Origin of the sequence: Burkholderia sp. AU31624, assembly GCF_020420065.1 — a bacterium.
Lineage (GTDB): Bacteria > Pseudomonadota > Gammaproteobacteria > Burkholderiales > Burkholderiaceae > Burkholderia.
In genome coordinates, this window is record NZ_JAIZRT010000001.1 from 327,974 (window position 1) to 350,740 (window position 22,767).

Annotated in this window: 22 protein-coding genes; 17 read left to right on the forward strand and 5 right to left on the reverse strand. The window is 67.0% G+C overall.

Going from position 1 to position 22,767, the window contains the following annotated elements:
• Nucleotides 1-11: 11 nt before the first annotated feature.
• The 6 genes from LGM89_RS01585 to LGM89_RS01610 all read left to right on the forward strand — a co-directional run bounded on the left by LGM89_RS01585 (nt 12) and on the right by LGM89_RS01610 (nt 6,394).
• Nucleotides 12-1,571 (forward strand): DHA2 family efflux MFS transporter permease subunit, encoded by a 1,560-nt coding sequence (locus tag LGM89_RS01585; protein WP_226272092.1) that lies wholly within the window; start codon nt 12-14, stop codon nt 1,569-1,571.
• Nucleotides 1,572-1,745: 174 nt separating this feature from the next.
• Nucleotides 1,746-2,075 carry a hypothetical protein gene (locus tag LGM89_RS01590; RefSeq protein WP_226272093.1) on the forward strand — a complete coding sequence of 110 codons (330 nt, stop codon included), beginning with the start codon at nt 1,746-1,748 and terminating at the stop codon, nt 2,073-2,075.
• A gap of 257 nt (nt 2,076-2,332) precedes the next feature.
• A complete protein-coding gene (locus LGM89_RS01595; protein ID WP_089496723.1) occupies nt 2,333-2,674 on the forward strand; it encodes a sugar ABC transporter ATPase in 342 nt (113 codons plus the stop codon).
• Nucleotides 2,675-2,810: 136 nt separating this feature from the next.
• Nucleotides 2,811-4,400 (forward strand): ABC transporter substrate-binding protein, encoded by a 1,590-nt coding sequence (locus LGM89_RS01600; protein WP_089496722.1) that lies wholly within the window; start codon nt 2,811-2,813, stop codon nt 4,398-4,400.
• Between the two features lie 170 nt (nt 4,401-4,570).
• Nucleotides 4,571-5,113, forward strand: coding sequence for a class I SAM-dependent methyltransferase (locus LGM89_RS01605; RefSeq protein ID WP_089496721.1), 543 nt, complete (start codon nt 4,571-4,573; stop codon nt 5,111-5,113).
• Between the two features lie 27 nt (nt 5,114-5,140).
• Nucleotides 5,141-6,394, forward strand: coding sequence for a hypothetical protein (locus LGM89_RS01610; RefSeq protein ID WP_226202904.1), 1,254 nt, complete (start codon nt 5,141-5,143; stop codon nt 6,392-6,394).
• A 19-nt stretch (nt 6,395-6,413) separates the two neighbouring features.
• Here LGM89_RS01610 and LGM89_RS01615 read toward each other — a convergent pair whose 3' ends face one another.
• Both LGM89_RS01615 and LGM89_RS01620 read right to left on the reverse strand, forming a co-directional pair.
• Nucleotides 6,414-7,721 carry an Nramp family divalent metal transporter gene (locus tag LGM89_RS01615; protein WP_226272094.1) on the reverse strand — a complete coding sequence of 436 codons (1,308 nt, stop codon included), beginning with the start codon at nt 7,719-7,721 and terminating at the stop codon, nt 6,414-6,416.
• A gap of 84 nt (nt 7,722-7,805) precedes the next feature.
• Entirely contained in the window at nt 7,806-9,062 is a 1,257-nt protein-coding gene (locus LGM89_RS01620) for an oxalate decarboxylase family bicupin (RefSeq protein ID WP_089496718.1), read from the reverse strand.
• A gap of 432 nt (nt 9,063-9,494) precedes the next feature.
• Between LGM89_RS01620 and sapR the strand changes: the two genes are divergently transcribed.
• The 9 genes from sapR (at nt 9,495) to LGM89_RS01665 (ending at nt 17,461) form a co-directional block, all read left to right on the forward strand.
• Nucleotides 9,495-10,376, forward strand: a complete 882-nt coding sequence (sapR, locus tag LGM89_RS01625; RefSeq protein ID WP_226272095.1) for a sap1 transcriptional regulator SapR — start codon at nt 9,495-9,497, stop codon at nt 10,374-10,376.
• 24 nt (nt 10,377-10,400) lie between these two features.
• Nucleotides 10,401-10,964 (forward strand): D-alanyl-D-alanine dipeptidase, encoded by a 564-nt coding sequence (gene ddpX, locus LGM89_RS01630; RefSeq protein ID WP_226272096.1) that lies wholly within the window; start codon nt 10,401-10,403, stop codon nt 10,962-10,964.
• 46 nt (nt 10,965-11,010) lie between these two features.
• The gene (locus tag LGM89_RS01635) at nt 11,011-12,612 is read left to right on the forward strand and encodes an ABC transporter substrate-binding protein (protein WP_226272097.1); all 1,602 of its coding nucleotides are present in this window, start codon (nt 11,011-11,013) and stop codon (nt 12,610-12,612) included.
• Between the two features lie 10 nt (nt 12,613-12,622).
• A complete protein-coding gene (locus LGM89_RS01640; protein ID WP_089432870.1) occupies nt 12,623-13,693 on the forward strand; it encodes an ABC transporter permease in 1,071 nt (356 codons plus the stop codon).
• A 66-nt stretch (nt 13,694-13,759) separates the two neighbouring features.
• Nucleotides 13,760-14,674 (forward strand): nickel transporter permease, encoded by a 915-nt coding sequence (nikC, locus tag LGM89_RS01645; protein ID WP_226272098.1) that lies wholly within the window; start codon nt 13,760-13,762, stop codon nt 14,672-14,674.
• A gap of 1 nt (nt 14,675) precedes the next feature.
• Nucleotides 14,676-15,590: an ABC transporter ATP-binding protein gene (locus LGM89_RS01650; RefSeq protein ID WP_226272099.1), complete on the forward strand. Its 915-nt coding sequence runs from the start codon at nt 14,676-14,678 to the stop codon at nt 15,588-15,590.
• Nucleotides 15,587-16,363 carry an ABC transporter ATP-binding protein gene (locus LGM89_RS01655; RefSeq protein WP_089496713.1) on the forward strand — a complete coding sequence of 259 codons (777 nt, stop codon included), beginning with the start codon at nt 15,587-15,589 and terminating at the stop codon, nt 16,361-16,363. Before LGM89_RS01650 ends, LGM89_RS01655 begins: the two co-directional genes overlap by 4 nt.
• A gap of 128 nt (nt 16,364-16,491) precedes the next feature.
• Nucleotides 16,492-16,746: a GlsB/YeaQ/YmgE family stress response membrane protein gene (locus LGM89_RS01660; RefSeq protein WP_089496712.1), complete on the forward strand. Its 255-nt coding sequence runs from the start codon at nt 16,492-16,494 to the stop codon at nt 16,744-16,746.
• Nucleotides 16,747-17,125: 379 nt separating this feature from the next.
• On the forward strand, nt 17,126-17,461 hold the full coding sequence (locus LGM89_RS01665; protein ID WP_089496711.1) for a type 1 fimbrial protein: 336 nt from the start codon (nt 17,126-17,128) through the stop codon (nt 17,459-17,461).
• Between the two features lie 69 nt (nt 17,462-17,530).
• On the opposite strand, the gene LGM89_RS01670 is transcribed toward LGM89_RS01665, so the two are convergent.
• The 3 genes from LGM89_RS01670 to LGM89_RS01680 form a co-directional block, all read right to left on the reverse strand.
• Entirely contained in the window at nt 17,531-18,403 is an 873-nt protein-coding gene (locus tag LGM89_RS01670) for a LysR substrate-binding domain-containing protein (RefSeq protein ID WP_089442238.1), read from the reverse strand.
• Between the two features lie 106 nt (nt 18,404-18,509).
• Nucleotides 18,510-19,409, reverse strand: a complete 900-nt coding sequence (gene bla / locus LGM89_RS01675) for a class A beta-lactamase (protein ID WP_226272100.1) — start codon at nt 19,407-19,409, stop codon at nt 18,510-18,512.
• Nucleotides 19,410-19,619: 210 nt separating this feature from the next.
• Nucleotides 19,620-20,480, reverse strand: a complete 861-nt coding sequence (locus tag LGM89_RS01680; RefSeq protein WP_226202892.1) for a peptidoglycan DD-metalloendopeptidase family protein — start codon at nt 20,478-20,480, stop codon at nt 19,620-19,622.
• Between the two features lie 511 nt (nt 20,481-20,991).
• Between LGM89_RS01680 and LGM89_RS01685 the strand changes: the two genes are divergently transcribed.
• Together LGM89_RS01685 and LGM89_RS01690 are read left to right on the forward strand one after the other, a co-directional pair.
• Complete coding sequence (locus LGM89_RS01685) at nt 20,992-21,888, forward strand: LysR family transcriptional regulator (protein WP_226272101.1); 897 nt, start codon at nt 20,992-20,994, stop codon at nt 21,886-21,888.
• Between the two features lie 46 nt (nt 21,889-21,934).
• Nucleotides 21,935-22,321 carry an ester cyclase gene (locus LGM89_RS01690; protein ID WP_226272102.1) on the forward strand — a complete coding sequence of 129 codons (387 nt, stop codon included), beginning with the start codon at nt 21,935-21,937 and terminating at the stop codon, nt 22,319-22,321.
• Nucleotides 22,322-22,767 lie beyond the last annotated feature (446 nt).

Genomic DNA, 22,767 nt, shown 5'->3' on the forward strand with positions numbered 1-22,767 from the left:
GCAGGAAACCCATGTCCTCTCCGTCCACTCCAGCCCCGCTATCGGGCGGCCGTCTCGCGATCGGCACGATCGCGGTATCGCTTGCGATGTTCATGAACGTGCTCGACTCGTCGATCGCGAACGTCGCCATTCCGACGATCTCGGGCGACCTCGGCGTGTCGGTCGACGAAGGCACGTGGGTGATCACGATCTTCGCGGCCGCGAACGCGGTGTCGATTCCGTTGACCGGCTGGCTCACGCAGCGCTTCGGCCAGGTGCGCCTGTTCGTCACGTCGATCCTGCTGTTCGTGTTCGCGTCGTGGCTGTGCGGGATCGCGCCGAACCTGCCGACGCTGCTCGCCGCGCGGATCCTGCAGGGCGCGGTCGCCGGGCCGCTTGCGCCGCTGTCGCAGGCGCTGCTGCTCGGCGCGTGGCCGCGGCAGAAATCGTCGAGCGCGCTGGCGCTGTGGTCGATGACGGCGCTCGTCGGCCCGATCGCGGGGCCGTCGCTCGGCGGCTGGATCACGTACGACTACAACTGGTCGTGGATCTTCTACATCAACATCCCGGTCGGCTTCTTCGCGGCCGCCGTCACGTGGATCGTGTTCCGCGACCGCGAATCGGCCACGAAACGCATGCCGATCGATACGATCGGCCTGTTGCTGCTCGTGCTGTGGGTCGCGTCGCTGCAGATCATGCTCGACAAGGGCAAGGATCTCGACTGGTTCAACTCGCCCGTCGTGGTCGCGCTTGGCATCGTCGCGCTGATCGGCTTCGCGTTCTTCCTCGTGTGGGAGCTTCACGAGGCGAACCCGATCGTCGACCTGCGGCTGTTCACGCAGCGCAATTTCGCGGGCGGCACGATCGCGATCTCGGTCGCGTACGGGATGTTCTTCGGCACGCTGGTGCTGCTGCCGCAGTGGATGCAGGGCTATCTCGGCTACCGCGCGGTCGATTCCGGGCTCGCCACCGCGCCGCTCGGCGTGTTCGCTATCCTGCTCACGCCGGTCATGGGACGCCTGCTGCCGCGCACCGATCCGCGCTACATCGCGACGCTCGCGTTCGTCGGCTTCGCGGTCGTGTTCATGATGCGCACGACCTTCTACACCGACGTGTCGCGCTGGGATCTCGTGCTGCCGACGCTGCTGCAGGGCATCCCGATGGCGATGTTCTTCGTGCCGCTGACGTCGATCATCCTGTCCGGGCTGCCGCCGGAGAAGATCCCGGCCGCCGCCGGCCTGTCGAATTTCGGCCGCACGTTCTGCGGCGCGGTGGGCACGTCGCTGATCAGCAACGCATGGAACGACCGCACGATCCTGCATCACGTGCGGCTCACCGAACAGGCGAGCGTCACCAATCCGGTCTTCACGCAGCAGGTCGACACGACGCGTTCGCTGCTGCACCTCGGCCCCGATTCGGCACTCGCGTTCTTCAACACCTCGGTCGATTCGCAGGCGGCCGTGATGGGGCTGAACGACATCTTCTATGTGTCGGCGATCATCTTCATCGCGATCATTCCACTCATCTGGATCACGAAACCGAAGCGCTCCGGCGGCGGCGATGCCGATGCGGCGGCGGCCGGCGCGCATTGATCCGCATGCGTGACGGTCGGGCCCTGCGCCGCGCACGCCGGGGCTCGCGTCGCCACGCGCGGACGTAATAAAGACTTGCAATCGATACAGGCCGAAACGTCAACAGCCGGTGCCCGCTCCGCGTTTTTTGGACAAGCGCCCACGATCCGGAGCGCAACGACAGGAGAACACACCATGCGAGCCCTGACCCGCCATCTCGCGATTGCCGCGACCCTGATGTCGGTGCTGACCGGTACCGCGTTCGCCGATACGCCGTGGCAACAGGCGCATCCGCGCCGCGAAGCGGTCAACCAGCGCCTCGCCAACCAGAATCGCCGGATCCGTCACGAAGTGAAGGAAGGCGAGATATCGCACGCCGAGGCCGCGCGCCTGCACCGTGACGACCGCAAGATCCGCCGGGAAGAGCGGGACATGGCTGCGCAGGATCACAGCCACATCACGAAGAGCGAAAAGCACGTGCTGAACCAGCAGGAAAATGCGGTCAGCCACCAGATCGGCCAATAAGATCGACAACACCGGCAAGTGCCCATTCGCCATCACCTGAAACGCCCGCTGCCGCGATGCGGTAGCGGGTGCTTGTTGTGTATCGAATCGTTTCAACGCGCCGACGGCTTCAAACGCTGCGGGTATACTCCGTCGTCAGCCGCCTGTCGCATCGTCATCCGTCAAAAACGGCCCGATTCCGGGCGGTTTCGTCGCGAAGCTTCGCGTTTCGCCTACCCCGCGCCCCAGCCTCGATACGAGACCCACGACGACCCATCATGAAACGATTCCTGCTGCTCCTTCCCGCCGCCCTGCTCGCCGCCTGCGGTTCCGCGCCCTCGTCCGACCCGGGCTCCGCCTCCGCCTCCGGGGCAGCGCCGATGATCTACGTGTCGTCGCAACGTCCGGCCTACGCGGTCGCCAACTGCCTCGACAGCCGCCTGTCGGGCACCGAGCAATCGCAGCACAACGGCGTGACCGACATCGCCATCGGCTCGAACTCCTACTTCGTCACGCTGACGCCGTCGGGCAACGGTTCGGTCATCAAGGTCGTGCGCGGCTCGGGCAACGAGCCGGCCGAGGAAGCGATGCGCTTCGCGATCGCGCGCTGCGCGATCTGATTCGAACCCGCCGACGCCGGGCGCCCGCCCGGCTCGCGGCTGCGCGCCACCCCGCCGGCGCGCACGCCGAATATTTTCATCCGGGCAGCCGTCGATGAGAGAATCGCACCCACGATTCCCTTTCAACGGAGCCCGCATGAAGCACCTGCTGTCCCGCCTGTTCGTCAGCGCCGCGCTCGTCGCGCTTGTTCCGGCACTCCCGGCGCAGGCGGCCACGCCGCCCGGCATCTTCGTCGTCGCCACGCAGCTCGGCGAATTCACGACCCTCGACCCGAGCGGGATCTACGAGCTGGTGCCGTCCGAATACGTCGCGAACACCTACGAACGCCTGGTGCGGGTCGACCTGAAGGACCCGACGCGCTTCGACGGGCAGATCGCGCAATCGTGGACGGTCGGCGCCGACGGCGTGACCTACACGTTCAAGCTGCGCCCCGGCCTCACGTTCCACTCCGGCAACCCGGTGACCGCCGACGACGTCGCGTGGTCGTTGCAGCGCACCATCCTGCTCGACAAGGGGCCGGCCGGCGTGCTCGCCGATCTCGGCCTCACGAAGGCGAACGTGATGCAGAAGGTGCGCGTGGTCGATCCGCAGACCGTCGTGCTCGAAACCGACCGCAAGTACGCACCGAGCTTCGTGCTCAACGTGCTGAGCGCGTGCCCGGCGTCGGTCTTCGACAAGAAGCTGCTGCTGTCGCATCAGCAAGGCAACGATTTCGGCAGCGCCTGGCTGCGGACCAACGACGCGGGCTCGGGCCCGTACCAGCTCGTCAAGTGGACGCCCAACGAGACCATCGTGCTGCAGCGTTTCGAGAAATACCGCACCCCGTACCCGATGAAGCGCGTCGTGCTGCGCCACGTGCCCGAGGCATCCGCGCAACGGCTGCTGCTGGAGAACGGCGACGCCGACGCCGCGCGCAACCTGAGCCCCGACAGCCTCGCCGCGCTGACGAAGGCCGGCAAGATCAAGGTCACATCATGGCCGGTGTCCGCGCTGCTGTACCTGAGCCTGAACACGAAGAACCCGAACCTCGCGAAACCCGAGGTGCAGCAGGCGATGAAATGGCTCGTCGACTACGACGGCATCCAGCGCAACATCGTCAGCACGACCTACAAGGTGCATCAGACCTTCCTGCCCGAAGGCTTCCTCGGTGCGTCGAACGCGCGGCCGTACAAGCAGGACGTCGCGAAGGCGAAGGCGCTGCTCGCCAAGGCCGGCTTGCCGAACGGCTTCGACGTGACGATGGACATGCCGAACGACTATCCGTACCTCGAGATCGCGCAGGCGCTGCAGGCGAACTTCGCGCAGGGCGGCATCCGCGTGAAGCTGATTCCGGGCGATGCGAAGCAGGCGATCGGCAAGTATCGCGCGCGCCAGCACGACATCTTCGTCGGCGAATGGTCGCCCGACTACATGGACCCGAACAGCAATGCGCGCGGCTTCGCGTGGAATCCGGACAACTCCGACCAGTCGCCGACCAAGATGCTCGCGTGGCGCAACAGCTGGGACATTCCGCAACTGACGAAGGACACCGAGGCCGCGCTCGTCGAGCCGTCGCCGGCGAAGCGCGCGCAGCGTTACGAAGCGCTGCAGAAGGCCGTGCTCGCGAACTCGCCGTTCATCATCATGTTCGAGAAGGTCGTGCAGGTCGCGACGCGCCCCGGCGCGACCGGGCCGGAAATCGGGCCGATCAACGACCTCGTGTCATACCGCACGCTCGCGAAGTAATCGGGGCTGCCCGCGCGGCCGGCCCTGCCGGCGCGCGGGTAATCGCCGCCACCGCCGCGCCGGCGCTAGGGCGTGGGGCGGCCGGCGATCTACAATGGCCGGCACCGCGGGGGCCAGCCGATCCCGGCGATGGCACCCACCACCGAATCCGGTTCGCGAAGGAAAACAGGATGCGCACGCTACAACAACTGAGACTGGAATTCCTGCAGTACCAGATCGAACCGATCGGCTGGCTCGGCGACAGCCCTTCCCGCTTCGACTTCTATACGGAAACGGCGATCGGGTGCGACACCATCCTCGAGCTCGGCGTGTTCACCGGGTTGACCACGACGGCCTTCATGCTCGCGCAACCGAAGCGCCTCGTGTCGGTCGACATCTCCGACGAGCACTTCCGCATCCGGCACGAACTGGAGCAGGCCGCGAAAGACCTGTCGGTCGACTTCGAATTCAGGATCGCCGACGATCTGGCGATGGAACCGCTGGCATCCGACCTGCTGTTCATCGACACCACGCATACGTACGAGCAGACGCTCGCCGAACTGAACCGCTTCGGCCCGCTGGCGCGCAAGAAGATCGTGCTGCACGACATGACCACGGCCGGCGTATATCAAGCCGTGTTCCAGTGGCTGTGGGACAACAAGCAGTTTCATATTACGTATCACGACAGCCGCGGCTGCGGCGCGGTCGTCTGCGAGCGCCACGTCGGCTACTGAGCCGGGCACGCCCACCGGGGAAAGAACATGCATTCGAGCGAGCACGCGGTCTGCGTGGCGATCAACGACAACAATCGCGCCTGGTACGAAATGCTCGTGCCGTTCCTGCTGTCGCTGCGGCACACCGGCTACGACGGCCGGATCGCGGTGATCGGCTACGGCCTCACCGAACGCAAGCGGCAGATCCTGGCGAGCCAGTCGGTCGACGTGATCGAGGCGTCGGGCGCGTATGCGCTGCCGGTCGGCCGCTTCATCGAGGCCGCCGAGTATTGCGCGCGCCACCCGCAGATTCGCAAGCTCGCGCTGTACGACGCCGACATCTGGTTCTGCGCGCCGGGGTTCGACCTGTTCTCGCAGATCGGCGACGACCGGATCCACGCGTGCCCCGACCCGCTGTTCTGCACGTTCGTCGTCACGCCGCTGATCGGCGAGCGGCGCGACCATCACTGGCGTCTCGTCGTCGACGAAGTCTCCGCGCGCCACGGCGGCGCCTTGCAGGCCGGGCTCGTGGCCGGGACCGCCGATGCCTGGACACGCTACGCCAGCCACCTGCGCGACTGCATCGCCCGCATCGGCACCGATTTCCAGGAATGCTTCGGAATCGATACGACCTTCCTGCACCTGTGGAGCGCACAGGGTGAAACCGCGCTGCTCGATCCGGTCCAGAACTTCGTCAGCAAGTACGGCATTCACGAAGCGTTCGATGCGAGCACCGGCACGACGACGCTCCGCTATCACGGCGAGCCGATCCGCGCGCTGCACATGACCGGCGACATCCGCTTCCTGGACCGGTGGCGCTACTACGCGAACCACACCGACGCCGCGCTGCGCGACGGCATGCCGTTCGCGCTGTCGGACGGCACGCCGGCGCAATCCGGCACGGTTGCCGCGCGCATCGCGGCGACCGGCTACGTCCGCTCGGCCGGGCTGGCCGTCACGGCCGCGGCGATCGAGGAAAGCACCGGCGCCTACCTGCAGGCGATCGACGAACCCGGCGGCACGATGCTGATCGGCAGCGGAAACCACGAAATCGTGCTCACCGCGACCCGCGACATCGCGCGGTTGAACGTCTACGTCACGCATCCATCCGGCTCGCCGTCGCCGCTGCTGTGCGAGGTGCTGGTCGACGGGCAGCCCCAGCGCAAGGGCACCGAGCTGATGGCGCATTTCTCGTATCGGATCGTGGCCGGCACCGTCATCACGCTGCGCTCGACGAGCCTCGGCGGCCAGCAGTGCAACGTGATCTGGCGGCTTCGCGAGGCGCCGGACATGCAGCAGTAGGCCGCCGGCCCGCGGCCGTTCAATTGAAGGCCGCCCACACCAGGTACGCATTCAACCCGACGATCACGACCGTCGTCGCGCCGGCGACGATCCGCAGCGGCAGCCGCATCGCGTAGGCGCCCATCACGTCCGCGCGCGCCGACAGCAACAGCAGCGCGATCATCGGCAGCGGCAGCGCGAAACTCAGCACGACCTGGCTCGCGACCATCGCGCGCGTCACGTCGCAGCCGAGCGCGACCACCGCGAACGCGGGCACGACCGTCACCGCGCGCCGCACCCAGACCGGCACGCGGCGATGGATGAAACCCTGCATCACGACCTGCCCGGCCATCGTGCCGACCACCGAACTCGATACGCCCGACGTCAGCAGCGCGACGAGAAACAGCGCGCCGGCCGCCGGCCCGAGCACCGGGATCAGCGTGTGATACGCGTCGCCGATGTCGGTCATGCCCGGCGCGCTCGCGTGAAACGCCGACGATGCCATCATCACCATCGCGAGATTCACGAACCCGGCCAGCCCGAGCGCGACGACGACCTCGCGGTTCGAGAAGCGCACGAGCCGCCGCCGCTCCGTGTCGTCGCGCGGCGCGGTGCGATCCTGGGTGAGACCCGAATGCAGATACAGCGTGTGCGGCATGATCGTCGCGCCGATGATCCCCACCGCGATCGTCAGCGCCGCGTGATCCGGAATCTGCGGGACGACCAGGTGGAACGCGGCCGCACGCCAGTCCTGCGGCGCGATCAGCAGCTCGCCGAGATAGCACGCGCCGATCACGCCGACCAGCGCCGCGATCGCGGCTTCCAGCGGCCGGAAGCCGCGCTTTTCGAGCGCGAGGACCGCGCCGGTCGCAAGCGCCGTCGCGATCATTCCCGCGAACAGCGACAGGTGGAACAGCAACCCGAATGCGAGCGCGCCGCCGAGGAATTCGGCGAGGTCGGTCGCCATCGCGGCGATCTCGGACGCGATCCACATGCCCCACACGACCGGCGCGGGAAAACGGTCCCGGCACAACTCGGCGAGATTGCGGCCGGTCACGATGCCCAGCTTCGCGGACATCGCCTGGAACAGCATCGCGATCGCGTTCGCGGCCAGCACGACCCACAGCAGCCGGTAGCCGTATGCGGCGCCGGCCTGGATGTTGGTCGCGAAGTTGCCGGGATCCATGTAGCCGATCGACGCGATCACGGCCGGGCCGACGAACGGCAGCAGCGCGGCGACGCCGGTGCGGCGCCCTTCCAGCGCGGCGCGCGCCGCGCCGTCGGGGTGCGCGGTGGACAGGTCGGGCAGCGCGAAGCCGCCGGCACGTTTGCTCGTGACGGGAATCATGGTGAGGTTCCGTTCGAATGAGGAAGGATTCCTGAAGTTCGGGCGCCGTGGCCGGCATGCCGCCTGCCGGCCGAGGCGGCGGCTTTACAGCGGCACGACGTCGGGACGGTTGCGCGGAAACTGCGCGATCACGTCCGGCGCGACGTTCAGGTGCGCTTCGACGAGCTGCGGCGGCGTATGCGCGAGCCAGTCGGACAGCGACACTTCCGCATAGCGGTCGGTCTTGAAGATCTCGAGGAACACCAGATCGGTGCTGCCGGTGTTCTGCACGTAGTGCCCCAGGCTCTTCTTCACGTAGCCGACGTCGCCCGCGCGGAAGTCGGCCGTCTGCGCCTTCGGCCCGGTGTCGAACACGGTCATCCGTGCGTCGCCCTGCAGGTAGTACTGCCATTCGTCCGCGTTCGGGTGCCAGTGCAGCTCGCGCATGCCGCCCGGATGCACGGTGACGAGCGCCGCCGCGACCGTGGTCGACACGTTGAAGTTCGTGCTGTCCGCGATCCGCACTTCGCCGCCGCGGGTCTTCCTGACCGGCTTCATGTCGCCGAGCGAGAAGATGAACGGATGCGGCGGCGCCCCGGCCGACGACGCCGATGCGCGCTGCGCTTGTGCGAGCGGGCCCGGTTCGTCGCCCTGGAAGATCCACAGGTTGTCGAGCGGAATGTTCTTGAACGCGTCGGCCGGCACGCCGAAGTTGAGCGCAAGCACGTCGGGCGGCGTGTGCGCGATCCAGTCGGTCAGCAGCAGCGTGTTGAATTCGGACGCGCGGCCGTTATCGAACGCGAGCAGGAATTCGGCGCCGTCGGTGCCGAGGCCCTGCAGCGAATGCGGCAGGCCGGGCGGGAAATACCAGAGATCGCCGGTTTTCACGTCCTGCACCGATGGCCTGCCGAGTTCGTCGAGTACCGTGATCCGGCAGCGGCCGTCGAGCATGATGGCCCACTCGGCCTGCTGGTGCCAGTGCATCTCGCGAATGCCGCCGCGTGTGAGGCGCATGTTGACGCCGGAAATGGTTTCGGAAATCGCAAAATCGTCCTGCGTGACTTCACGCGCCCATCCGCCATTTTGAATGCGTTTATGGGCGTTATTGAATGACGCCCAGAATAACGGCATCCCATTGATATCGGTGGCCGGCGGATCCTGAAAGGACGGGAATTGATTGGCGATTGCCGGGTTTTGGGGCCCCGGGTCGGTCAGGCTCTGGCGGTTGCGCGCATTCACCGCGCCTTCCGGCGGGCGGTCCGGATTACCGAACGAAGCAGCCTTGGCCGATACGGCGATACCCGCCGCGGCAATGGCGCCGGCCGTTCCAGCCAGCATCTTGCGTCGAGAAAGATTCGTCATGATTTCCTCTTCATGCCTGCGATTGAGCGAATTTTCATTTACGGAACACATGCCGTTTTTCGGATTATCGAAAATCGAACATCCCGTGACGCAAGTTAAATCCATATTCATCTAAAAATTAAATGAATTATTAACCTGAATTGATGAGTTAATCTGATTCTCTTTAGTTTTGTAATGATTGAGGGATGTGGGACGCAGGCGAACCGGTCGGATCAAGTAAGGGTGGAAATTCAACCGTCGGTGGCTGGTCAAATATTCCTGTCAGGCATAAACGCAAAATATGCCTGTCAGGAATAATCCACCGCCCTGCTCACGCCCCCTTCGCCCCTATCACCTATCCTCACACCATAGTTTTTATCCGCTGGCGCGGATGATTTTGGCTTTGTTAGATGGATGACATTCGATCACCCGACGACAACGATCTAACAGCCGATGACCTGCGCGTTTGCCCGTACCGTCGAATCCCGCTATGCCGAGCTGACGCCGACCGCCAAGCGCATCGCGAGCTACATGCTCGCGAACCTCGACCGGCTCGGGCTCGAGACGGCCGACCAGATCGCGCAGCAGGCCGGTACCAGCGGGATCTCGGTCGGGCGCTTCCTGCGCAGCGTCGGCTACCGCAACCTCGACGACCTGAAGCGCGAACTGCGCGGCGGCGGCGACCGCCCGTGGATGATCACCGACCGGCTCGACGAATACCGCCGCGTCGCCGGCACGCAACCGGCCGAACCCGACGGCAACGGCCGCGAGGGTCCGCTCGCGTCGTCGCTCGAGCGCGAGCTCGATGCGATCCGCCACGTGTACCGGCTCGCCGAAGGCGCGGTGTTCGCGCAGGTGGCCGACCGGATCGCGCAGGCGGACGCCGTGTTCATCCTCGGCATCCAGTCGACGCGCGGGATCAGCAATGCGTTCAGCAGCTACCTCGAATACCTGCGCCCGCGCGTGTTCTATTCGGACGGCCAGTCGGGCTCGTACGTCGATTCGCTGAACTCCGAATTCGAGCGGCCGTACTGCATCGTCACCGATACACGCGCGTATTCGCGCAGCGCGCGCCGCTATTGCCAGGCGGCCGCGGAGCGCGGGCAGCCGTTCGCGCTGGTCACCGATCTCTCGTGCCCGTGGGCGCGCGACTGGCCGGCCGACCTGCTGCAGGTGAAGACCGACGTCGGCCAGTTCTGGGATTCGCTCGCGCCGCTCACCTGCCTGTTCAACCTGCTGATCACGGCCGTGGTCGACCGCCTCGGCCCCGCGATCGACCGGCGCGTCGCGCGCAACCGCGAACTGCAGCGCACGTTCGATCAATTCGAATCCTGAATGCGAGTGCCTGCCGAACCGCCGATGAACGCTCCCCGTCTCGTTGAAATCACGTCCGCCACGCATCGCGTCGACATCGATCTCGTCTACGCGACCGACCGCAACCTGACGGGCAAGCCGATCTACCGCCGCGCGCACTGCCTGCTGCTGGCGCCGGCCGAAGCCGCGCTGCGCCGCGCGGTGACCATCGCGGCGCAAGCCGGCTTCACGCTGCGCCTCTACGACGCGTACCGGCCGCCGCAGGCGCAGCAGGTGCTGTGGGATTTCCTGCCCGATCCGAACTTCATCGCCGATCTCGGTCGCGGCTCGAATCACAGCCGCGGCACCGCGCTCGACCTGACGCTCGTCGGCGCGGACGGCAAGCCGCTCGACATGGGTACCGGATTCGACGAGATGGTCGCCGAGTCGGGCCACTTCCACGCGGGGCTGCCGGCAGCGGTGCAGCGCAACCGCCTGCTGCTGCTCGGCGTGATGCACGCGGCCGGCTTCGCGCACATCGACAGCGAGTGGTGGCACTACGAATTGCCGGGCTCGTGCGCGCTGCCGCAGATCGACAATGCCGACAGCGGCCCGTGGCACCTGATGTGATGCACGTCCCCCTTCCCGTTCACGTTCGACAACCGATGGAGCGCACATGAAATTGCTGACATCCCGGCTCGTCGCGGCGCTGGCCGCCGCGTCCGTTCTCGCCGCCGTTCCGCTTTCCGCCGCGCGCGCGGAAACGCCGAAGGACATGTTCGTGATGGCCACGCTGCTCGACGAATTCACGACGCTGGACCCGGGCGAGATCTACGAGCTGGTGCCCGAGGAATACGTCGCGAACACGTACGACCGGCTCGTGCGCGTCGATCTGCGCGATCCGTCGAAATTCAACGGCGACGTCGCGCAGTCGTGGACGGTGAGCACCGACGGCCTGACCTACACGTTCAAGCTGCGCCCCGGCCTCAAGTTCCACTCGGGCAACCCGCTGACGGCCGACGATGTCGCGTGGTCGATCCAGCGCGCCGTGCTGCTCGACAAGGGCCCGGCCGCCGTGCTGACCGGCATCGGGCTCACGAAGGCGAACGTCGTCGCCAACGTGAAGAGGCTCGACGACCTGACGGTATCGGTCACCACCGACCAGAAGTACGCCCCGACCTTCGTGCTGAACGTGCTCGGCTCGTGGCCCGCCTCGGTGGTCGACAAGAAGCTGCTGCTGTCGCACCAGCAGGGCAACGACTTCGGCAATGCGTGGCTGAAGACCAACGAGGCAGGCTCCGGCGGCTACAAGCTCGTGAAATGGACGGCCGGCGACAGCGTCGTGCTGCAGCGCTTCGATGGCTACCGTCTGCCGCTCGCGATGAAGCGCATCGTGCTGCGCCACGTGCCCGAAGCCGCAAGCCAGCGCCTGCTGCTGGAAAACGGCGACGTCGACGCGGCGCGCGACCTGAGCCCCGACGATCTGGCGTCGGTCGTGAAATCCGGCAAGGCGAAGGTGTCGGCCTCGCCGCAGGCGACGCTGCTGTATCTCGGCCTGAACACGAAGAACCCGACGCTCGCGAAACCGGAGGTACAGGAAGCGCTGAAGTGGCTGGTCGACTATGCGGGCATCCAGGCCAACGTGGTGAAGACGACCTACAAGGTGCACCAGACCTTCCTGCCCGAAGGCTTCCTCGGCACGCTGAACGCGAACCCGTACAAGCTCGACGTCGCGAAGGCGAAGGCGCTGCTCGCGAAGGCCGGCGTGCCGAACGGCTTTTCGGTGACGATGGACGTGCGCAACGACTATCCGTACACCGAAATCGCGCAGGCCGTGCAGGCCAACTTCGCGCAGGCCGGCATCAAGGTGCAGCTGATCCCCGGCGACAACAAGCAGACGCTCGCGAAATACCGCGCGCGCCAGCATGACATCTACATCGGCGAATGGTCGGCCGACTACATCGACCCGCACAGCAACGCGCAGGGTTTTGCATGGAACCCGGACAATTCCGACAAGTCGAGCTATAAAATGCTGGCCTGGCGCAACAGCTGGGACATCCCGCAACTGACGAAGGAAACCGACGCCGCGCTCGCCGAACCGACCGCCGCGAAACGTGCGCAACGGTATCAGGCGATGCAGAAGGACATGCTCGCGCATTCGCCGTTCGTGATCATGTTCGAGAAAGTCGCGCAGGTCGCGACGCGGCCCGGCGTGAGCGGGCTCGAAGTCGGGCCGATCAACGATCTCGTGTCGTACCGCAACCTGAAGAAGCAATAAGATTCGCCGCATGTCGACACCCGCCTCCTCCCTCGAAGCACTGCGCACGCTGCCCGCGCGGCGCCCGGCCGTGCGCTGGGCCCTGCGCGTGCTGCGCTGGGCGCTCACGCTCGCCGTCACGTTCGCGGGGCTGCTCGCGCTGACGTTCGTGATCGGCCGCAAGGTGCCGATCGATCCCGTGCTCGCGATCCTCGGCGATCGCGCGTCGGCCGACGCGTACGCGGCCGAGCGCATCGCGCTCGGGCTCGACAAGCCGCTCGCCACGCAATTCCTGATCTATGCGCGCGACGTGCTGCACGGCAATCTCGGCATGTCGCTGCTGACCGCGAACCCCGTGCTCGACGACATCAGGCGCGTGTTCCCGGCCACGCTCGAACTGGCGACGATCGCGACGCTGATCGGCATTGCGATCGGCGTGCCGCTCGGCGTCGCGGCCGCCGTGAAGCACAACCGGCCGATCGACCACGTCGCGCGCTTCGTCGGGCTGATCGGCAATTCGGTGCCGGTGTTCTGGCTCGGGCTGATGGGGCTGCTGCTGTTCTACGCGCGGCTGCACTGGGTCGGCGGGCCCGGCCGGCTCGATCCCGTGTACGACGGGATGGTCGACACGCGCACGGGCAGCCTGCTGATCGACGCGGCGCTCGCGGGCGAGTGGGACGTGTTCCGCAACGCGGTGTCGCACATCGCGCTGCCGGCCGCGATTCTCGGCTACTACTCGGTCGCGTACCTGAGCCGGATGACGCGCTCGTTCATGCTCGACCAGTTGAGCCAGGAATACATCGTCACCGCACGCGCGAAGGGCTTGTCGGAACGGCGCGTGATCTGGCGGCATGCGTTCGGCAACATCATGGTGCCGCTGCTCACCGTGATCGCGCTCACGTACAGCAACCTGCTCGAAGGCTCGGTGCTGACCGAGATCGTGTTCGCGTGGCCCGGGCTCGGCTCGTACCTGACCGGCGCGCTGCTGAACGCCGACATGAACGCGGTGCTCGGCGCGACGCTCGTGATCGGCGCGATGTTCATCACCGTCAACCTGCTGACCGACGCGCTGTACCGCGTGTTCGATCCGCGTGCGCGCTGAGGGCCGCCCCGACATGACCGCTTCCCCCCAGCTTCTTTCATCGCCCATGCCGAAGGTCGTCCAGTCATGAACGCCGAGCGCCTCACGCTGCGCGCGTGGCTTCTCTCCGACGCGCCCGCATCGCGCTCGCAGGCCGCACTCGGCCTCGCGTACCGACGCTGGCGTCGTTTCGCCGCGAACCCGCTCAACCTGTTCGGGCTTGCGATTCTCGTCGCGCTGATCGTCGTCGCGATCGTCGGCCCGCTGATCATGCCGCACGATCCGCTGCGCCAGGTGCTGTCCGACCGGCTGCTGCCGCCCGGCTCGCCGTCGCACTGGCTCGGCACCGACCAGCTCGGCCGCGACATCCTTTCGCGGCTGATCGCCGGTTCGCGCCTCACGCTCGGCATCGCCATCCTCGTCGTCGTGATCGTCGTGCCGATCGGCCTGCTGATCGGCACGACGGCCGGCTACTGCGGCGGCTTCGTCGACAGCGTGCTGATGCGCGTCACCGACATCGCGCTGGCGTTCCCGAAGATCGTGCTCGCGCTCGCGTTCGCCGCCGCGCTCGGGCCGGGCGTGATCAACGCGGTCGTCGCGATCTCGATCACCGCGTGGCCCGCGTATGCGCGGCTCGCGCGGGCGGAGACGATCCGCATCGCGCAGGCCGACTTCATTCACGCCGCGCGCCTGCAGGGCGCGTCGGGCCCGCGCATCCTGCTGCGCTACATCGTGCCGCTGTGCATGTCGTCGGTGATCGTGCGCGCGACGCTCGACATGGCCGGCATCATCCTGACCGTCGCGGGCCTCGGCTTCCTCGGCCTCGGCGCGCAGCCGCCGAGCCCCGAATGGGGCTTCATGGTCGCGTCGGGCCGCAACGTGCTGCTCGACGCATGGTGGGTCGCGACGCTGCCCGGCTGCGCGATCCTGCTCGTGAGCCTCGCGTTCAACCTGCTCGGCGACGGGCTGCGCGACGTCTTCGATCCCCGCCATGGAGCATGACATGCCGATGAATCCCGCCCCCTCGCCCGCGCCGCTCTGCGAGATCGACGGCCTGAAGATCGGCTTTCGCGGCCACGACGGCACCGTCACCGACGCGGTGCGCGACCTGTCGCTGACGCTCGCGCCCGGCGAACGGCTCGGCATCGTCGGCGAATCGGGCTCCGGCAAGTCGCTGACGGGCCGCGCGCTGCTCGGCCTGCTGCCCGACGCCGCGCGCTGGTCGGCCCGCACGATGCGCTTCGCGGGCCACGACCTGCTCGCGATGCCGCCGGGCGAACGCCGGCGGTTGTGCGGCAGCCAGATGGGCATGATCCTGCAGGACCCGAAATATTCGCTGAACCCGGTGATGACGGTCGCGAAGCAGATGGGCGAGGCGTTCCGGCTGCACGAGCCGGGCCTGCGCGGCCGCGCGCTGCGCGAACGGATCGTCGACGCGCTCGCGGCCGTGCAGATCCGCGACCCGGCGCGCGTCGCCGATGCGTATCCGCACGAACTGTCGGGCGGCATGGGCCAGCGCGTGATGATCGCGATGATGGTGTCGACCGGCCCGCGCCTGCTGATCGCCGACGAGCCGACTTCCGCGCTCGACGTCGCCGTGTCGATGCAGGTGCTCGCCGTGCTCGACGCGATGATCGCGCGACACGACACGGGCCTGATGTTCATCAGCCACGACCTGCCGCTCGTGATGTCGTTCTGCGATCGCGTCGCGGTGATGTACGCGGGCCGCGTGGTCGAAACCTGCGCCGCGCACGACTTGCGCGACGCATCCCATCCCTATACGCGCGGGCTGCTCGCGGCGAACCCGCCGCTCGCGAACCCGCCGGACGAACTGCCCGTGCTGCGGCGCGATCCGGCGTGGCTCGAACCCGCGTCGCCTGCCGGCACGCCCGCCGATCGACAGGAGGCCGCACGATGATCGACGTCGATCACGCATCGATCCGTTTCCCGACCCGCACGGGTCACGTCGACGCCGTGCGCGACGCGAGCTTCGCGGTGCGCGACGGCGAGGTGTTCGGGCTCGTCGGCGAATCGGGTTCCGGCAAGTCGACGCTGCTGCGCGCGCTGACGGGCCTCGTGCCGCTCGCGTCCGGCAGCCTGTCGATCGACGGCCGGCCGGTGGGCGGCACCCCCGATCGCGCCTTTCGCCGTCACGTGCAGATGGTGTTCCAGGATCCGTACGCATCGCTGCATCCGCGCTTCACGGTCGACCAGACGCTGCGCGAGCCGCTGTCGATCCATCGCATCGGCGACACCGATGCGCGCATCGCCCGCGCGCTGTCCGAGGTCGGCCTCGGCCCCGCGTTCCGGTTCCGCTATCCGCACCAGTTGTCGGGCGGCCAGCGGCAGCGCGTCGCGATCGCGCGCGCGCTGATCGTCGAGCCGCGCGTGCTGCTGCTCGACGAACCGACGTCGGCGCTCGACGTGTCGGTGCAGGCGGAGATCCTGAACCTGCTGCGCCGCCTGCATCGCGAACGCAACCTGACGATGATCCTCGTCAGCCACAACCTCGCGGTGATCGGCTTCCTGTGCCAGCGCGTCGCGGTGATGCAGCATGGCCAGATCGTCGAGCAGCTCCGGATCGAGGACGTACGCGCCGGGCAAGTGGCACGCGACTACACGCGCACGCTGCTGAACGCGACCGAAGGCTATCGCCGTCTCGACCCGGTGGCGGGCGCGCCGGCGGCCTGACATCTGCGCGCCGAGCCGGCGTGCGATACTCCGCACGCCACGCGGCGCCCTGCCGCGCATGGAACCCTTGTGCGCCGCACGGGTCAACTTTCTTTCGTCAACAGCTCAACCGCAATAGGGAGGCGTTCATGCTGCAATTCATCGAAACCCTGGTCGTCGGGCTCATCGTCGGCCTCCTCGCCCGCGCGCTCAAGCCCGGCGACGACAAGATGGGCATCCTGATGACCACCGTGCTCGGCATCGTCGGCTCGCTGGTCGCCGGCTACGTCGGCCGCGCCGCCGGCTGGTACGCACCGGGCCAGGGCGCGGGCTGGATCGCGTCGATCATCGGCGCGATCGTGCTGCTCGTGGTCGTCGGCGCGGTACGCAAGCGCACGGCCTGAACGACGCACCTTCCGCTTCAACGCAAAACGGCCGCTCGTTTCCGGGCGGCCGTTTTCTTTTGGATCGCCGATATTCACCCGCGCATCATTTCCACGATCCGTAAACTCGTTGACTTCGCAACGACCTGTCGTGACGACCGGCACTGGGCGTCCGCTTTCCGGTCGAGCGTACACCACCGGCATTACCCTGATTTGATATCTCGCAAATCAGGCATAGATTGAATTCAGCAATACGAAATCGTTTGCTCCTATCCCAAATTGGTAATTTTCCACTCAAGAGTTTCGATGGTTTTGCCGTTTACGCATACAGCATCGCAGCGTTAGACGGACTGCCACCCGAGCGGCCCCGCTGCGACGCGCTTCCTCTCTGGAGCCTGTCATGAAGCATCGCCCTATCGCCGCCTCGTTCGTCCTGGCTGCTTCGCTTCTGGCCACTTCCTCGTCCTTCGCCGCCGGCGCGTCCGGCACCATCTATTTTTCCGGCATGATCGTCGAGCCGCCCTGCTCGTTCGCGGTCGATACGGCCGATGTCGCCCGCGGGCAGGTCCGTCCTGACTGTCCGCGCCCGGCCTCCGGCCAGATCGCGTTCGTCGACGCGGCGAGCCAGCAGGCCATCAAGACCACGACCTTTACTCAGGCCTCGCGCGCAATCGTTTTACCGAACCGTTCGGGCAACAACCAGGCGCCGATGATCGCCGTCGTGACGTACCAGTAAAGCCGTCCGCCGGCGCGCGGGATCCCACGGATTCCGCGCGCCGGTTCGGCGTACCTGCGTGATCGCCGGTCAATCGCGATGGCGCGCGATCCAGTCGCTGAACGCGCGGATCTTCTGCTGGTTGCCGAGGTTCTCGGGATAGACGAAGAAATAGCGCGCGCCCGTCTCGAGCACGATGTCGAACGGGCGCTCCAGCCGGCGCGCGCTGACGTCGTCGTCGACGAGCGTCACGTCGCCGATCGCGACGCCGAAGCCCTGCATCGCCGCGTTCGTCGCGAGATCGAGCGTGTCGAACGTCGGCCCGCGTGCCGGATCGACGCCGCGCTCGCCGGCGTGATCGAGCCACGCGCGCCAGTCGCGGTGGTCACGCGTCGGATGCAGCAACGTATGGCGCGCGAGATCGCCGACCGCATCGAGCGGCGACGTCTGCCGCAATTCGGGCGCGCAGACGGGCGTCAGCCGCTCGTCGAACAGCGGCAGCGCGAACACGCCGGCGCCCGGCGACGTGCCGTAGACGACAGCCGCATCGAACGGCTCGGTCGAGAAATCGACGACGTGCTGCCACGCGGTCGTGATCTGCACATGGAGATCGGGATGCTCGCCCTGGAAGCGCATGATGCGCGGCAGCATCCAGCGCATCACGCAGGTCGGCACTTTCAGCGCGAGATCGGTGCGCTGCCGCGTGAGCCGCATCGAAATATCCTCGATCCGCGCGAAGCTCTCGTTGACCACCGGCAGCAACTGCTCGCCCTCCGCCGTCAGCGTGAGGCCCTTCGCATGCCGCTTGAACAACGGGAAACCGTAATGCGCCTCGAGCGTCTGGATCTGCCGGCTTACCGCGCCCTGCGTGATGCACAGCTGCTCGGCCGCGCGCGTGAAGCTGCGGTGGCGGGCCACCGTCGAGAAGATCTGCAACGCGTGCAGGGGCGGAAGTCGGCGCATGAAGAAGGCAAACGGAAAAACGGCGCGGAAGGACCGCGCGCCGACCCCGGCGCGCACTGTCCGACACGATAAGCCAAACGCCGGCTTTGCGCGAGGCGCGGGACGCTCAGGCCGTCGCGGTCAGCGCGCCCGCCACGATGCGCGCCGCCGACGCGACGACGTCCGCGCGGGCCGCCGCGGCGGCCTGCGGCTGCGTGAACGACACGGCCATCACGATCGGCGCACGCGACGGCGGCCACAGCACCGCGATGTCGGTCGTCGTGCCGTAACCGCCCGTGCCGGCCTTGTCGGCGATGCGCCAGCCGGGCGGCACGCCGGCCGCGATGCCGGTCGCGCCGCGCGCGCCGCCGGCCATCCATTCCGTCAGTCGCGCGCGCTGCGGCTCCTGCAGCGTGTTGCCGAGCAGCAGCCGCTGCAGCGTGTCGACCATCTCGACCGGCGTCGACGTGTCGCGTTCGTCGCCGGGCGCGGCGTTGTTCAGTTCGGGTTCCCAGTGATCGAGGCGGAACGACATGTCGCCGCTCGCGCGCACGAACGCCGTGACGGCCTGCGGGCCGCCGAGCACGCCCATCAGCAGGTTGCCGGCGCCCTTGTCGCCGGACTGCAGCATCGCCGCGCACAGCTGCTCGATCGTCATGCCGGTGTCGACGTGGCTTTCGGTGATCGGCGAGCCCGCAACGATTTCATAGCGGCGGTACAGGATGCGGCGCGGCAGCAGCGACGCGTCGAGCGAGCCGCGCGCGAGCATCGCGGCCGCCGCGGCGACCGCATACGTGCCGCACAGCGGGAAGCGCTCGCGCGCATGGTGCGCGATGCGCTCGCCGTTCGACGTGTCGAGCGCGGCGACGCCGAGCCGGCCATTCGAGGCCTTCTCGAGCGCGGTCAATTCAGCCTGGGCGGTGTGGGCGCGCCCCTGGTCGGCGACCGGCGCGGACGTGCACGCGGCGACGAACGGCGCGGCAACGGCGGCAAGCAACAGCGAGCGGCGTGTCGGAGAGTGTTCCATGAATGTCGTGAGTTCTGTCGGAATCGGTGGCACGAAGCAGCTCGGGCACGCGTCGAAGCAGCGTGCCCGTTCACGCCGGCGGCCGGCCCGCGACGGCCTACGCCACGCATCCCCGAAAGACGACCGCCGGCCCCGCGAAGCGCGGGACTTGCATGAACAGACCCTAGCGTAGCAGCGACCGCCGCGACGTTCCAGCGAAACGGCCCGGCTTCACCCTTGCGACGAAGGCAGGTACGGCATCGGATTGACCGGCTTGCCGTCGCGTCGCACTTCGAACAGCAGCGCGACACGCGAGTTGTCGAGGTCGCCCATCTCGGCGATCTCGTCGCCCTGACGCACGATGTCGCCCGTCTTCACGAGCAGCTTGCGGTTGTGCGCATAGGCAGTCAGGAAATCCGCGTTGTGCTGGACGATGATCAGGCTGCCGTAATCGTTCAAGCCGGTGCCCGCATACATCACGCGGCCGTCGGCCGCGGCGCGGACCGGGTCGCCCGGCCGGCCGGCGATCTGGATGCCGCGGTTCTGCCCCGGCCGGAAGCCGTCGACGATCTTGCCGCTCGCGGGCCACTTGAGCGCGACGCCGCCCGCATGCCGCTTCGTTTCCTTGACGACCTGACGGTCGCTCGCATTCGACGCGATGGTCTGCGTAGCTGCCGGGTTGCTCGCCGCGCCATTGCCCGACGCCGACGATGCGGCTACCTGCGTGCCGGCCGCGCCCGGCGCCGGCAACGGCTGCTGCTTGACGATGCGCAGCACCTGCCCCATGCGCAGCCTGCCGTTTGCGCCCAGCTTGTTCCAGGTGCGCAGGTCGGCCATGCTGCAGCCGTTTGCGGACGCGATGCCCGTCAGCGTGTCGCCGCGCTTCACGACGTACTTCTGCGCGACGAGAATCGGCGCCGGCGGCGGTGTATTGGCCGACGGCGCAGCGGCGGGCTGGCTCGACGGCGAAGGCATTCCCGCCAGCGTGTCGCTCGGCGGAACGGACTGCGTGCTTGCACAACCGGCCATGACGAGCACGGCTGCCAAGCCTGGCAGCCACGCCGCGTTGCGGTGAATCTCGCGCGTTTTCATGGACGATCCGACTCCGGTTTGACAATCTTTCAAGCATCTCAAAAACGGAACGGCCGACGTGTAACCGGATGCAAACAATGATGACAAACGATCACGAACCGGATGCCGGCCGGCATTCGTTACCGGTAATACGGTCCGATTCAGGAAAACTTGATGGTCTTTTTGCAGGAAGGCGGAAGAATTTTCGCCCCGGGAAACTATGACGGATTTGTTTCAATAGGCACGAGGCGGCGATCGCCGCGACGTTCAACGCAACCACGCGGCGAGTTCGGAACAGGCCCACGCGATGCCGATGCACAGGAACAGCACGTGCAACGCGATCTTGAACGACACGCCCCACGACGGATCGATCTGCATGACAGGCTCCCCGGTTGATGTGCGGCCATGATCCGCCATCGATCGCGCCCCGAAAATGCGGAACCGGCGAATCGGGCCTCAAGCTGCGCCTGAGACCCGGGCCGCGGTTCCCTGCTAACTTATCGGCCATTCCAATACGATTGCCCCACCCATCATGCGCTTCGACCTGACCGACCTGCGGCTCTTCCTGAACATCTGCGAGGCCGGCACGATCACGAGCGGCGCCGAGCGGACCCACATCACGCTGCAGGCCGCGAGCGAGCGCATCCGCGGCATGGAGGACGAGCTCGGCGTGCCGCTGCTGCACCGGACCAAGTCGGGGGCGCAGGCCACCGATGCCGGCCGCGCGCTCGAACACCACGCGCGCACCGTGCTGCAGCAGATCGACCACATGCGCGGCGAACTGCAGCAATACGGTCAGGGGCTGCGCGGGCATATCCGGCTGCTGTGCAACACGGCGTCGCTGAGCGAATACCTGCCCGACGCGCTGGCCGACTACCTGCCGCATCATCCGAAGCTGTCGATCAGCGTCGAGGAGCGCTCGAGCCAGGAGATCGTGCATGCGATCCGCAACAAGACGGCCGAGGTCGGCATCGTCGCCGATTCGGTCGGGCTCGGCGGGCTCGAACAGAAGCCGTTCCGCGAGGACTGGCTGATCGTCGTCGTGCCGGCCGCGCATCCGCTCGCGTCGCAGGAGAAGGTCGCGTTCGACTCGATCGCCGATGCCGACTTCATCGGCCTCACCGACGGCAGCGCACTGCAGGTGCATCTCGCCGACCAGGCGCGCGTGCTCGGCAAGCGGATCCGCTATCGTGTGCAGTTGAAGAGCTTCGATGCGATCTGCCGCGTGATCGCGAGCGGCGTGGGCATCGGCATCGTGTCGCGTCATGCGGCCGAGCGCGCGATGCAGACGATGGACGTGCGGCTCGTCGAGCTGTCCGATGCGTGGAGCCATCGTCGGCTGAAGCTGTGCGCGCGGTCGTTCGATGCGCTGCCGAAGTACACGCGGGAGTTTGTCTCGTTCCTGTCGGGCGAAACCACGCCGCGGTGACGCGCGCCGCATCCGACTCATCCCGTCGACATACGGAGGCACGGCCATGACCGACACCGATCTCGCAACCAGCTACCGCGCATACATCGACTGCCTGAACCGGCAGGACTGGCCGGCGCTCGGCGAATATGTCGCCGACCACGTGATCCACAACGACCGGCCACTCGGCCTCGCCGGTTACCGCGCGATGCTGGAACAGGACTTCCGCGACATTCCCGATCTCCGTTTCGACATCCGGCTGCTCGTGTGCGAGCCGCCGCGCATCGCCTGCCGGCTGCGCTTCGCCTGTTCGCCGAGCGGGACGTTCATGGGGCTCGCCGTCGACGGCCGGAAGGTCACGTTCTGCGAGAACGTGTTCTACGAGTTTCACGACGGCAAGATCCGCCAGGTCTGGTCGGTGATCGACAAGACGGCGATCGAGGCACAGCTTTAGGCTCGACGAAACGGCGTGGCTGCCCGTCGCCATCGCGCCCCGATGTCGGTCGAATTCGTCTCGACCCTTATGGATAACGTTTTCTCTCTCAATCCAGTGAGCTGGCATCGACGGACATTCCTTCCGGCCGTCATTTCCGCATTGATATCCTTCGCCACCCGCTGCCTTACCAAGAAGAAATCCCGGTAAATTCTGCAAAATTTCGCCCTCCCCCTTCACTCCCGCCTTCCCACCCTACGGGTTTTTCCCGCCCCTTCCGACGTGAAAGTTCATTGACATCACGCCGATGGCTGCCTAAATTTGGAAAACGTTTTCCAACACATCCGCACGACGCCGGTCACGGCCCGTGCAGGGAGAACGCTTGCCCGCTCGACAAGCGATTCAGGCCGTCCGTCTTCAGGGATCAGGGTTGCAAGACGGCGGCCGGGTACGGGCATCGAGCGCGG